We start from the raw sequence: 13637 nt of genomic DNA, 5'->3' as shown, positions 1-13637 counted from the left end.
GGAAAGTATGGAAATGTTTAGCGAAATCCTCCGGGATTTCAACCATTCGGACCTCATCTCCATGGATGTGGAGATGCCGGGAATTAAACTTTCAGTGAAACGTGAAAGTGCCCCGGCTGGTCTGACGCAGGAAAGCAGCAGCCGGAATCCGGAAAACCGAAACCCTGCCCTTTCTTCCAGCCCGCTGGTGAAGCCTGCAGATACTGCCGGATCAGCTGCAGCATCCTCTTCTGAAGACACAGAAACAGGCCGGCAGGCCGGCGGCGGAAATTCAGCGGCTGACGCGGCTCCCGGTCAGACTGCAGATGCAGAATCTGCCGACAGCAGCGTGAAAGCGGAAATTCCGCAGAATCAGGCAGAAACAATTCTCTGCCCTCTGGTCGGCGTATTCTACAGCGCGTCAGCCCCGGACGCAGACCCTTTTGTAACCGAAGGACAGCACGTAAAAGAAGGCGAAGTCATGTGCATCATCGAAGCGATGAAATCCATGAACGAACTGAAAGCGCCATATGACCTGACGGTAAAGAAAGTCTGCATCCAAAACGGCGAGATGGCCGAATTCCACCAGGTATTATTCGAGGTCGAAAAATGCTGAAGAAAGTACTGATTGCAAACCGCGGGGAGATCGCACTGCGAGTCATCCGCGAATGCATGGACAACGGAATAAAGACGGTGATCATTTATTCAGAGGCCGATAAGGACTCCCTTCCCGTCATGATGGCCGATCAGGCCGTCTGCATCGGACCCGCCTCCCCTTCAGAAAGCTATCTGAATCAGGCGCGGATCATCACCGCCGCAAAACTCACCGGCTGCGACGCCGTACACCCGGGATTCGGATTTCTGTCTGAAAACCCGGATTTTGTGAAACAGTGTGAGGAAAACGGTCTGAAGTTCATCGGCCCGTCTTCTAAGGTCATTTCTGAAATGGGCGACAAGGCCAAAGCAAAGGAAATGATGAAGAAAGCCGGAGTCCCCGTCGTTCCGGGCTCTGACGGCCCGGTTTCTTCCATTGAGGAAGCCGGGAAAATCGCAGAAGAAATCGGTTTTCCGGTCCTGATCAAGGCATCTGCCGGAGGCGGCGGACGCGGCATGCGGCGTGCAGACAATGCAGAGGAATTTCCAGAAGCATACCGCGCGGCCAGTATGGAAGCCGAGGCCGCTTTCGGAAACGGAACGGTTTACGTTGAAAAACTGATCGTCAATCCCCGCCACGTGGAAGTGCAGGTCCTTGCCGACCAGTACGGAAACGTGATTCACCTGGGCGAGCGCAACTGCTCCATCCAGAGAAGAAACCAGAAAATGCTGGAAGAAGCGCCATGCTTCGGCCTGAGCAGCAAGACCCGCAGAAAACTCTGTCACGCGGCAGTCACTGCGGCGAAAGCATGCGGTTATGAGAGCGCAGGCACCGTCGAGTTCGTCATGGACGACCAGGAACAGTTTTACTTCATCGAAATGAATACCAGAATCCAGGTCGAACACCCGGTCACTGAGATGATCACCGGCGTCAACATCGTCCTGCAGCAGCTCCGCATCGCATCCGGCGCCCCGCTGAACATAAGCCAGGAAGATATCCACTTTAAAGGCCACGCCATCGAGTGCAGAATCTGCGCAGAAGATGCGGCGAACGGTTTTTCACCGGCTCCGGGAACCATTGATTTTGTTCACTTCCCGGGAGGCTGCGGCGTCCGCGTGGAAAGCGCCCTCTTCAGCGGTAGCACGATTTCCCCATGGTACGACTCTCTCGCCGCCAAGATCATCGTCCACGCCGACACCCGCGTGCAGGCCGTCCGAAGAATGCGCCGGACCCTGGCAGAGACCATCATCCGCGGCATTCCGACCACCCTGGACATCCAGCAGCTGATCCTCTACAACCGGAAATTCCTGCGGGGAAGTTACACCACCGGATTCGCAGAAGAAGAACTGCCTGCGATGATCCGCACACTCCGGACAGCAGGTACGATCGCCGATATCGAGGGACAAAAAGAAACTGCGCAAGAAGAAAACCTGCCAGACTAGCCGGAACCGCATGACAGACCACCGCACATTTCACTCCTGGCCGATTGATTTTTGTCCATGGAACATCTGAAACAGAAAGCAGAAGGGATTATGGAAAACGCATTTACACAAAGAAAAGCGATTATCCGGACCATCCAGAAACTGGTCCGTTCTGGAAAACCGGAAGCTGAGATCGAACATGATTTTGAGCTCCTTCCCTGCAGAAAATGCGGGAAAGAGTTCACCCGCGCGGAGCTGAAAAACAACCTGTATGTCTGCCCGCACTGCGGAAGATACGCCAAACTGTCCGCACCGGCAAGGATCGCATTTACGTCGGACGCAGGCACGTTCCGGGAGTTAAATCGAAGTCTCCAGGGATCGAATCCGCTTGGCTTCCCTGGATATGATGAAAAGCTGAAGGAAATGCGGGAAAAGACGCATCTCCGGGACGCGGTTCTGACCGGCACCTGCAGAATCGGCGGCTTCAAGGTCATGCTGGGCGTCATGGACAGTTATTTCATGATGGGCAGCATGGGCATGGCTGTCGGTGAAAAGATCACCCGGGCCTGCGAATATGCAACAAAACACAAGCTTCCGCTGATTCTCTTCTGCTGCTCGGGAGGCGCGCGCATGCAGGAAGGCATGCTCTCCCTTCTGCAGATGACCAAAACCAGCGCTGCGGTGGCCAAACACAAAGAAGCCGAACTTCTTTATATTTCCATTCTCACCCATCCGACCACCGGAGGTGTCTGGGCGAGCTTTTCCGCGCTTGCGGACATTCAGCTCGCAGAGCCGGACGCCCTGATCGGTTTCGCGGGGCCGAGGGTGATTGAAGACACTATAGGAAGGAAACTGCCGCCGGGCTTCCAGCGGGCAGAATTTCAGGAAGAACACGGTTTTGTAGATGCCGTGGTCCAGAGGAAGGACATGCGGGAAAGCCTGATTCAGATACTCCGCCTGCACGACAGCAGCAAGAGGAAAAACTTCATCCCTGAACAATATTCTTTTTCTGAAGAACGTTTTGATGAAGCTGTCGGTATACAGAATACGTCCGGTAAAGGGAAGCATGCGCAGAAAAAAACGGCGAATGCTGCAGAAACAGCAGACTTTTCAGGAGAAGCCGGATCTGCAGAATCTGCTGGGTCTGCGGGAACTGCAGATGCTGCGGTTTCTGCAGGATCCACAGGAAGGGAGAAATCCGCACTGCACGCCAGCACTTCCCTTTCCGCTGCAGACCGGCTCAGCATCGCAAGGCGGTCTGACCGGCCGACGGCAAAAGACTATATTCATGCGCTCTTTCAGGATTTCATGGAGCTGAGAGGCGACCGCTGTCTTGGTGAGGACGCCAGCATGATCGGCGGTATCGCATCCTTTCACGGGCTTCCTGTCACCGTCATCGGCCAGCAGAAAGGAAGAAGCCTGGAAGAGAATCTGAAATACCGCTTTGGAATGCCGAATCCAGAAGGATATCACAAGGCAGAACGCCTGATGAAAGAGGCGGAAAAATTCCACCGCCCGGTCATTACTTTTGTGGATACGCCGGGCGCTTACCCGGGAAAAGAGGCCGAAGAACACGGTCAGGGACCGGCAATCGCCTCCTGCATCATGACCATGAGCCGCCTTCAGGTTCCGACCATCTCTGTATTTATCGGAGAAGGCGGATCCGGAGGAGCCCTGGCTCTGGCCTCCTCTGACCGGATTATCATGCTGGAAAACAGTGTTTTTTCCATACTGTCTCCGGAGGGATTCGCCAGTATTCTCTGGAAAGACGCATCCAGATGGAAAGAAGCGGCAGAGGAAATGAAAATTACGGCAGGAGACCTGAAGAATCTGAAGGTTTGTGACCGGATTGTCAGTGAGCCTTACGGCGGTGCGCAGAATACGCCGGACATCGTTTACCGGGGCGTCGATCTTGCCCTTTCGGAGGCACTCCTTGAGCTTCTTCCGAAGCGTCCTTCTGATCTGCTGCAGACGAGATATAAAAAGTTCCGCCGAGTCGGTGCGGATGAAATCAGGAAAGGAGAATAAAATGGCCGGACTGAAATTCACAGGTTTTGGCGCCGCCCGGGGAGAAACCACGGTTACCAATGAGGAAATGCGGCAGTATGTCGATACCAATGACGCATGGATCCGGAAAAAAACCGGGATCCATAAACGAAATTTTGCCTTTAAGAAAAGCAACTGCGACATGGCCGTGGAAGCATCTGAAACGGCATTGAAAAACGCCGGGACAGACCCTTCAGAAATCGATGCGGTGATCGTCTGCACCGCGACTCCGGACCGGACGACCCCGTCTGTCGCCAATGAAACCGCCTCCCGCCTCGGCATGCGGGAGGACATCCTTTCCATGGATCTGAATGGCGCATGCTCCGGTTTTATCTATGGCTGCATCACCGCAAACGCCCTGTTATGTTCGCATAGCTGCAGAAAAGTTCTGATTGTCGGCAGCGAGCGCCTGTCTCAGGTTATCAACATGAAAGACCGGTCCACCTGTGTGCTTTTCGGAGACGGCGCAGGCGCTGCCGTTGCAGAATACCGGGAGGACGGCTTCTTTAAGAGCCTTTCCGGTCTGATTTACAACGACCATGCGCTCTACTGCAGCCGCTTTGATCCTGCCCTTTCTATGGCCGGACAGGAAGTTTACCATTTCGCCGTCAGCAAGGTGCCGGAGGCCACAGAGAAAATTCTTGCGCAGTCAGATTTGTCCGCGGAAGACATCGACTGGTTCATCTTCCATCAGGCAAACGAACGTATCATTGACAGTGCAGCGTCAAAACTCCATCTGGACAAGGAGAAATGCTTTAAAAATATCGCCGACTACGGGAACACGTCTGCGGCAAGCATCGCTATCGCGCTCGGCGAAATGCAGGAAAAGAAACTGCTTCAGCCGGGCATGAAAATCGTCTGCGTCGGCTTCGGTGCCGGCCTGACCTATGGAGCGATTGCAACAGAATTATAGAAATCAATACTTACTCACGGAGGAATAAGAATCATGAATAATCTTTCAGACCACATGAAGCTGCCAATCATTCAGGGCGGCATGGGAATCGGCGTTTCCATGGGAAATCTGGCCGGCCACGTCGCAAAAGAAGGCGGAATGGGCGTAATCGCAGCGGCAGGAATCGGTTTCCGCGAGCCGGATTTCTATAAAAATCCTGTGGAAGCCGGAAAACGCGCCTTGAATAAGGAAATTCAGAAGGCCAGAGAAATCGCTGAAGGAAACGGTATCATTGCGGTAAATATTATGACGGCGGCATCGGACTATGAAGCCATGGCAAGGGCCGCTGTTGAAGCCGGAGCTGACGCCATCGTCTCCGGTGCAGGGCTTCCCCTCTCCCTTCCGGAATACGTCCCAGAAGGAAGCTGCATGATTGCGCCGATCGTTTCCAGCGGCCGGGCGGCAAAAATTATCATGAAGGACTGGCTCCGCCACCACAAGCGGCGTCCCGACTTCATGATTGTTGAAGGCAGCAAAGCAGGCGGACATCTGGGATTCAAAGCTGAAGAACTGCATAATGGCACGGCCAGATCACTGGAAGAAAATGTAAGCGATGTCATGAAAGAAGCCGGAGATATTCCGGTATTTGCCGCAGGCGGAATTTACAACCGCAGCGACGTGAAGAAAATGCTCGATCTCGGCGCCGCCGGCGTCCAGCTCGGAACGAGATTTGCTCTTTCAGAAGAAGGCGATGCCAGCCAGGGCTTTAAAGATATCCTGCTGAGGGCGTCATCCGATGACGTAGAAATCATCACCAGTCCTGTCGGAATGCCGGGAAGAGCGATTGTGACCCCGCTCATTGAAAAAGTTGAATCTGGCAGCCGCGTTCCGCCGCAGCGCTGCGTCAACTGCATCCGCATCTGCAATCCGGGAACAACAAAATACTGCATCAGTCACGCCCTGATTGAAGCTTATTACGGAAATTATGAAGAAGGCCTCTTCTTCACCGGCGCAAACATCGGCAGGATCAATAAAATGCAGACCGTTAAGGAAATCATGCAGGAACTGAATCCTTACGATTAGAGAAGAAGGAAGAATAAACAGAGCAGGGCTCTGAGGAGGAATACATATGACAGACAATAAAAGACGTGTTGTCATTACCGGCATGGGCGGACTCAGCCCGATCGGAAACAGCAGCAGCGAAATGTGGGAAAACGCAAAGAAAGGAAAACTTGGAATCGGTGAAATCACACACTATGATGCTTCTGATTCTGAAATAAAATTCGCAGGCGAGGTTAGGGACTTCGACCCTTCCGCCCTGATGAGCCGTCAGGAAGCCCGCCGCCTGTCCCGCTTCACCCAGTTTGCCATCTCAGCAGCTGATGAAGCTTTCCGGCAGAGCGGCCTGGATATGGAAAAGGAAGATCCGCTCCGCTGCGGTGTCAATATTTCCAGCGGCATCGGCGGTCTGGACATTATAGAACGCGAGCACTCCAAGGCGCTGAAAAAAGGATTTGACCGGGTTTCTCCTCTGTTCATCCCGATGAGCATCACCAATATGGCGGCCGGAATGACGGCCATCCGCCTGGGATTCAAGGGCAGCTGCACCTGCCTGGTGACAGCCTGCGCTTCCTCCACTAATGCCATCGGAGAAGCCTTCCATTACATCCGGGACGGCTACGCAGAGGTCATGGCCGCCGGCGGAACAGAAAGCTGCATCACTCCCCTTGCCATTGCCGGATTCCATTCCATGAGAGCGCTGAGCAAGGCACAGGACCCTGCCAGAGCCTCCATTCCTTTTGACAGGGAACGCAGCGGATTCGTCATGGGTGAAGGCGCCGGCGTCCTGATGCTGGAAGAATATGAACACGCCGTGAAGCGCGGAGCAGCGATTTTAGGGGAGGTCAAAGGTTACGGCGCAAGCTGTGACGCGCACCACATGACCGCCCCGCTGGAAGACGGAAGCGGCGCCGCGGCATGCATGGACATGGCGCTCCGCGATGCCGGGATTTCCCCATCTGACATCGGATACATCAATGCCCACGGAACGGGAACTCCATTAAACGACAAGGGAGAAACCCGTGCGGTAAAAACCGTATTCGATGATCACACGAATGATCTGATCATGTCCTCCACCAAATCCATGACCGGTCACCTCCTTGGCGCAAGCGGTGCGGTCGAAGCCATTCTTACGGTTTCTGCCCTTCAGGACCAGATCGCTCCGCCGACCATCGGCTACAAAGTACCGGATCCGGAATGCAGCATCGCATGCGCTCCAAACCAGGCCGAAAGCATCCGGACGGAATACGCCATGTCCAATTCCCTGGGATTCGGCGGCCACAACGCCTCCCTCGTATTCCGTCGCGCATAATTCTTCTCGCGCTGAACCATCTGAAAATATCCGGAAAATGGTTCACCATCTGCCCGGAAGGCAGTAAACACGGTATCTCCATAAAATATTACCGGTATTTCTGTCCAGCACCTGTTCTGCTGCAGGATGCCGGATTATTTTTTCTTTCTTGCTGTCTGCGCAGCAGGCATATTTTGTCCCTGGCCCATGCTGCATTTCAAACAGGATTTTCTGTAATTGCCCCTCAGGACTGTGTAAATTCAGATTAATTGTAGTATAATTTAACATAAAGACCATAGACAATCAAACAACAATCCATTAACAAAGAGGTGTATTTATGCTCGCGAGCAATTTTTCAAGGGTATATGATAAATTCAAGCTATCGCTGTATGAACGTCTGTTTACAAAATTTAACAATGACAGCAAGGATGCACTCTCCCCGTCAGAGGTCATCTGTATGGAAATCATCGTTGCTCTGCACCGTCCGACCATCAATGAGTTCACGAAGATGGCGCAGATGTCCCCGCCGAATGCGGCTTACCGGATCAACCGCCTGGTAAAGAAAGGCTACATTTACAAGCGGCAGAATAAGGACGACAAGCGGCAGTACACGCTGATTGTCACGAAAAAATACAAGGAAAATTACGGCGATATCTTTAATTACGTCGATCTGGTCAGTGAGCGGATTGAAAACCGTTTTCCGCCGGAAGACGTTGATAAACTGAACAAGATGCTGCGGATTATTGCCGACGAACTGATGCCGGAAATGAACGGTTTCCACCACGTCGAGTCAAGGCTCGAGGATAAACCGTCCGCTGCTAAAGCCGGGGACGAGCTGGAGGAAGAAAGCTCGGAAATCGAAGCCGGTGCCGCAGAGGAGGATGCAGCGGCGGAATAACGGAATACAAGGCGCCTTCAGATGCATCTGAGACTCCCATGAAGGAAAACTTCCGACCGCAGGGAAAAGCATCCGTCCAGCTTCAGCACTGTCATGTAAACATTAAAAAACCGGAAGGCTCGGGATTCTGTCTGGTGATTCCCGGCGGCCTTCCGGTTATTTTTATTTTTCATGAGGTCTGCTGCCGCGGTACTATTTCTCCTTTTCTTCCGCCGCAAGCTGCGCTTCTTTATACGCATCCTCCATTTTTTCGCCTTCTTGTACCTTTTTAGCGAATGTCTTCAGATCCATTTCATGTCCGTATTCCTGCAGACGATCAATTTCTTCGGCCAGGACATCCAGAATTTTCTCCAGATGATCCATCGACCCCTCAGGAGTTGCCACATTCATGAACAGATTTTCCACCTGTCCTCCCAGGCCCTGCATTTTCTGCACGATATTGACATACTGACGGAAATGCGGAGAAACATGCGCCTCTTTCAGCATTTCCAGATCTTCCTTTATCGCGCTGACCAGCTCCTGCTCATCCTTGTATTCGCCAAGATAGATGGCATAAGGACGCACCCGGTTGAGATAGATGACTTCATTTTCCTTGATCTCGTAAATATAGGTCGCGTTTGTATCACCGTCCAGCTTGAATTTAACTTTATTCACATAGGCCGGCGCATTCTTGATCTCTACTGCGCCCATCTGCCGAAGCATTGTGTTTGCCATACTCTCTGTGATTCTGTTAATGATCATTGCCGTTCCTTTCTAAATATTTCAGATTTCTTTTTCTTCTGTATATATTATTATACATCGCTTCCCGCCTGCCGGAACAGGATTTCACACATTTCCTGCTATGCAGTGAATCCGAAACGCAGAAGCAGCCAGATCATAGATACGATCATGGACATGATCATCACCGGGAAGCCCTTCTTCAGGTAAGACTGGAAGCTAATCGGATAGCCATGCTTTCCTGCAATGCCGCTGAGCACAACGTTTGCGGACGCACCGATCAGGGTTCCGTTTCCGCCGAGACATGCGCCCAGTGAAATCGCCCACCAGAGCGGCTGCGTGTCCATTCCGTGCGCGCCAAGAGCGTGAATAAACGGGATCAGCGTAGCGACAAAAGGAATATTATCAAGGATGGAAGACAGCAGTGCGGATGCCCAGAGAAGGACCAGCATCGTGGCAATGACATGACCTCCGGTTGCGCTCATAATCAGTTTTGCCAGTGCGGAGATAATTCCTGTCTTCTCCAGTCCGCCGACCAGAACAAAGAGTCCGGTAAAGAACAGCAGGGTCGGCCATTCTACATTTGCTACAACCTCATCGATGTCAACATGTCCGATCAGCATCATGATGCCGCCTGCAGCAAGTGCAACGAAGGCTGTCTGATATCCGAACTGATCGTGAAACATGAATCCGATGGTCACCAAGACGATCATGACGATGCTCTGCTTCATCAGCTTCGGATCCGCAATAGCCTTCTTTTCATCCAGCAGCATGACCTTGTGGATGGCCGCATCACTTGCATGCATATCCTTTCCATAGAAGAATTTCAGCATCGCAAATAATACCACCAGAATGATCACACACGGGACTCCTGTATTCAGCAGGAATGCCGCAAAAGACAGATGCGCCTCGCTGCCGATCATAATGTTCGGCGGGTCTCCGATCATGGTTGCGGTACCACCAATATTAGAAGCAAAGATCTGTGCCATCAGAGTCGGCACCGGGTCTACTTCCAGAAGTCTGGCAATAGTAATTGTCATCGGGCCCATCAGAAGTACAGTAGTAACATTATCCAGGAATGCGGAACAGATCGCTGTCAGAATAACGAACATGACCATAATCCTCCATGGATCGCCGTTTACCTTCTTTGCAGCCTTGATGGATATATACTCGAAGAGTCCTGAGTGCTTGATGACGCCGACAAAGAGCATCATACCGATCAGAACCCCGAGTGTATTGAAATCAATGTACGATACCGCCTGGTCCAGTGTCATGACTTTAAATGCCAGAAGCAGCACCATGCCCAATATGGCCGCCGTCGTACGGTGAACCTTCTCTGTCATGATGCAGATAATCGCAACCAGGAAAATTATTCCTGCAATTACTGCCTGATTCATACTCTGCCTTCTTTCTTTTTCTGTCCGCAGAAGCAGCCCGCTATCTTGCATTTCAGATATCCAGTTTCTTCCCCTGCGAATTCAGAAACTTCTTTAATTAAGTAAAATTTTACCTGGTGAATCGCATGCTCTTAACACGTGTATACAGAATACACGGTTTTTCTGAATAAACCGTCACCCACGTATTTTCTGAACAATCCGCGCGGAATCCGATGTTTACTCATCTGTATAATTTGAATTCTATCCTTATAAAATTCTTTTTCTAAAATGTTAGTATACTCAACTCCCCTTTTTTCTCAAGGGGTTTCGGGAAAAATTCACATAAGCAATTTTACCTGAGAGTGGTATTGTCATTTATAAACAAAAAAAGAGACGGAATCTATACGATTTCCGCCTCCTGTTCCAGCCGGATATTCTTTTCCAGCATGTACCGGATCGTTTCATGAAAGATTTCATACTCCGGGTCTTCCAGCATCCGCTGAAGAATTCCGCGATAATGATCCGTTTCGATTTCCGCTGCCTGGGGCTCAAACTGCTTCAGTGTTTTCAGGTCCATCTTCAGCGGCTGAAGATGGGGGATCAGATTATCCCGCAGTCTGGTAAAAATACGGAATCCTCCGGCGTCAATATCGCTCCAGTGAAAGAATTCCGCGTCGGGGCTGCTCTGTCTGACTGCCTCTTCAAGCATCCTGATCCATTTTCCCTTCATCGGACTGTAACATCCTCCGTGATAGAGAACAAGTTCACGAGGATCATGATGCGTCTGCATATACCAGACATAATTGGCCTTGTTTTCGATGGTCAGCATCCGGGAAATTCGTCCGGCTTCCGCAGAGACTGTCTGCCGGACCGTCTCCGAATTCACATACGCCCCATATCTCTGGGCACTGAAATCGATCCATTCTGCTTTTCCACCTGAAGGGCTGACTTCCGGCTCTTCATTTTTCAGCAGGATTTTTACCGGCCCGCGAAATTCCAGCACTTCCGGCCATCTGCCGATGCCCCGCTGAAGCAGCAGGTCAACATCATCCGTCTCTTCCTCCCCGTTTTTCTTCGCGACACTGCGGAGAACAGACAGGATCCTGGATTTCAGTTCTCGTTCAAAATATTTACTGTCTCCGTAAAGCCGCGTGCTGACAACACGCTCCATTTCTTCCCCGTCATTTTCCATCATCTCCTGAAGAAAGCGGAACAGGTCATGGTTTTTCTGCATATCGTCCGGGAAGAAATACCGCGGCACACGCATTTTCTCCTGGATGTATTTTTTTTGTCCCTGCAGAAAACGCAGAAGATCCGCGCTGCCCGGAGCCACTGACGAATCCGGGAAACGGTCCAGAAAGGCATCGATCTCAGAAAGAAGGCTGCGCAGAAAGTCGGTCAGGGGCACACGGCCCGCAGCCCGGCAGCTTTCACGGAGCATGGACGGTTCCAGATTCAGCCAGATCTCGTCCACCAGATTGCCCTCTTCATATTTCTCCCAGGAAAAATCCAGAAGACCGCGGTCTTTCAGCTTCCGCAGGGCATCGTGAAGCAGAGCCTTCCTGTCGACGTCTTCATAGGCCTTCTTCAGCGGCTTCACTTTAGAGAGATGCACCATGATTCTGCGGGTCGTTTCTCCGGTTCTGAAGGCCTTGCTGGATTCGTATTTGTCCAGAAGAATATTCAATATTACTTTCTGATAATCCATTAAAACTCCTCATTTTCGATTTCTTTCGGGTCAAAATGGCGCGTGAAAGAATCATGTCCCTCTTTATATACGGCGATGTTGGTATCCACCAGCGGCGCGATGTCCGGGATCTTGTCCGTCGGCGCGGAGAAAATCGCCTGCAGCTTCGACTGCCGCAGGAAGCGGATGCATTCCTGTATGCGCTCTCCGTCCATCTTGCTGAAGGCCTCGTCCAGGATAATTACGCGGATTGTATTGCTGCTGGTGCGGCTGTTGATTCTGCAGACCTGGGAAAAGGATGCCAGCAGGGACAGATAGAAAGGAATCTGCGTTTCTCCGCCGGATTTTTTCAGAAGCGTCTTCGACAGGCGCTGCTGCTCACCCTGATCATTGGTCACAATCATATCAAACACCAGATAGGTCCGGTAATCCGTCAGCTTTTTGATGTTTCTCTCATACTCTGCGCGCCGGTCCGCGCTTACGTCGGCATTCTTCAGAATCAGCATGTCGAACATGCTCTTGATCTCATTCTTGTATTTATCATTGAAGTTCGCCGTGGTCAGCGTTTCTCCTGCGCCCATGTCCAGGAGCATCGGGTCCATGATCATCTTATAGTAGGACTTGTATTCTGCTCTCGGCTGATAGGTAAAATGGTAGCGATCCGTGCCGAATACATAATGACGCAGAGAATTGTTCAGCTCACTGATCTGCTCCTGCACAGTCTCGATGTTGGATTTCAGCTTGGACAGGAAATCCTGGCGGAAAGTCTCATAGGCTTTCTGCTCGGCATCTTTGATTTTATCCTGATAATCCGGCAGACGGATGCCTTTCAGGGTGTGAAGCTCCTGATCGTACTCTTCATTATCTTCGCGGTTAATGTCATACGGCATCTTGTACTCCCTGTTATATTCCCCGCGGAGAGCCTTTCTCTTATCGCTCAGCTGATGGATGATCGTTTTGGTTGCTTCCAGGGTTCTGGCGTAGCTTTCCCGAAGAGACAGCTGGGTACTGCTGCTTCTCTTGCGCAGAACGTCCTGATAATGCGGTTCTCCTGAAGTTTCCATCCACTGCGCGTCAAACTGCTCATTCATCCTTTCCTGAACGTCTTTCAGCGCATTCTCACAGAACGGAATCTGCTCTTCTCTGAGCTGACGGACTTTTTCCTGAAGCATGCCTGCAGAAGAATTCAACCCGTCTCTTCTGTTCTGCCGTTCTGCCTGCTCTTTTTCCATCTGGCTGATTTCCTTCTTCAGACGTTCCAGATACGTTAAGTCCAGACTGTCCAGCTCCTTCTGCAAGGCCTTCTGGTCTTTCCTTTTCTGCTCCTGTGACGGAATCTCGCCGGCGGCATCTGCATACTGCTTCGCCTCATAATGCTCCAGAATGCCCTGCTTTGCGGCCAGATCCAGAACCTTCTTCGTTTCCGCCAGAATATCATGACGTTTTCTGCTCTCTTTCAGCTGTTTCTGAAGCTGCTGCAGCTGGATTTCCATGGACCGCCTTCCGATAAACGGAACTTCATAACGCTTCGGGATCAGTTTCCGCGTCACATAGCCCTTATACAGCATGACGTCACGGGTGATGGAAATCCTGTGCTGATTGATATTGCGGACGTCTTCACATTTCATGACATTTCCCAGAAGAAAATCGGCATAGAGACGCGCGTCAGGGTCCTT

11 protein-coding genes are annotated in these 13637 nt (G+C 51.6%); 7 read left to right on the top strand and 4 right to left on the bottom strand.

The window, feature by feature from the left end:
* Window positions 1-13 precede the first annotated feature (13 nt).
* The 7 genes from ACI77B_RS06970 (at window position 14) to ACI77B_RS06940 (ending at window position 8181) form a co-directional block, all read left to right on the top strand.
* On the top strand, window positions 14-595 hold the full coding sequence (locus tag ACI77B_RS06970; RefSeq protein WP_409336163.1) for an acetyl-CoA carboxylase biotin carboxyl carrier protein: 582 nt from the start codon (window positions 14-16) through the stop codon (window positions 593-595).
* Complete coding sequence (gene accC / locus ACI77B_RS06965) at window positions 589-2016, top strand: acetyl-CoA carboxylase biotin carboxylase subunit (protein WP_409336162.1); 1428 nt, start codon at window positions 589-591, stop codon at window positions 2014-2016. The genes ACI77B_RS06970 and accC overlap by 7 nt, the downstream gene beginning before the upstream one ends.
* Window positions 2017-2106: 90 nt before the next feature.
* A complete protein-coding gene (locus ACI77B_RS06960; protein WP_409336161.1) occupies window positions 2107-4023 on the top strand; it encodes an acetyl-CoA carboxylase carboxyltransferase subunit alpha in 1917 nt (638 codons plus the stop codon).
* 1 nt (window position 4024) lies between these two features.
* Entirely contained in the window at window positions 4025-4954 is a 930-nt protein-coding gene (locus tag ACI77B_RS06955; protein WP_409336160.1) for a beta-ketoacyl-ACP synthase 3, read from the top strand.
* A gap of 33 nt (window positions 4955-4987) precedes the next feature.
* Window positions 4988-6016, top strand: coding sequence for an NAD(P)H-dependent flavin oxidoreductase (locus ACI77B_RS06950; protein ID WP_409336159.1), 1029 nt, complete (start codon window positions 4988-4990; stop codon window positions 6014-6016).
* A gap of 46 nt (window positions 6017-6062) precedes the next feature.
* Complete coding sequence (gene fabF, locus ACI77B_RS06945; RefSeq protein ID WP_409336158.1) at window positions 6063-7304, top strand: beta-ketoacyl-ACP synthase II; 1242 nt, start codon at window positions 6063-6065, stop codon at window positions 7302-7304.
* Between the two features lie 316 nt (window positions 7305-7620).
* Window positions 7621-8181, top strand: coding sequence for a MarR family winged helix-turn-helix transcriptional regulator (locus tag ACI77B_RS06940; protein ID WP_409336157.1), 561 nt, complete (start codon window positions 7621-7623; stop codon window positions 8179-8181).
* Window positions 8182-8373: 192 nt separating this feature from the next.
* Here ACI77B_RS06940 and ACI77B_RS06935 read toward each other — a convergent pair whose 3' ends face one another.
* From ACI77B_RS06935 to ACI77B_RS06920, 4 genes are all read right to left on the bottom strand, one after another.
* Window positions 8374-8922 carry a hypothetical protein gene (locus tag ACI77B_RS06935; RefSeq protein WP_409336156.1) on the bottom strand — a complete coding sequence of 183 codons (549 nt, stop codon included), beginning with the start codon at window positions 8920-8922 and terminating at the stop codon, window positions 8374-8376.
* A 98-nt stretch (window positions 8923-9020) separates the two neighbouring features.
* A complete protein-coding gene (locus ACI77B_RS06930) occupies window positions 9021-10295 on the bottom strand; it encodes an SLC13 family permease (protein ID WP_409336155.1) in 1275 nt (424 codons plus the stop codon).
* Between the two features lie 379 nt (window positions 10296-10674).
* Window positions 10675-11982: a Wadjet anti-phage system protein JetD domain-containing protein gene (locus tag ACI77B_RS06925; protein ID WP_409336154.1), complete on the bottom strand. Its 1308-nt coding sequence runs from the start codon at window positions 11980-11982 to the stop codon at window positions 10675-10677.
* Window positions 11982-12467, bottom strand: a complete 486-nt coding sequence (locus ACI77B_RS06920; protein ID WP_409337709.1) for an SbcC/MukB-like Walker B domain-containing protein — start codon at window positions 12465-12467, stop codon at window positions 11982-11984. The genes ACI77B_RS06925 and ACI77B_RS06920 overlap by 1 nt, the downstream gene beginning before the upstream one ends.
* Between the last annotated feature and the right edge of the window lie 1170 nt (window positions 12468-13637).

The organism is Eubacterium sp. F2 (assembly GCF_046244355.1).
Taxonomy (GTDB): Bacteria; Bacillota; Clostridia; order Peptostreptococcales; family Anaerovoracaceae; genus Aminicella.
This window is presented reverse-complemented; position numbering and strand designations above follow the sequence as displayed.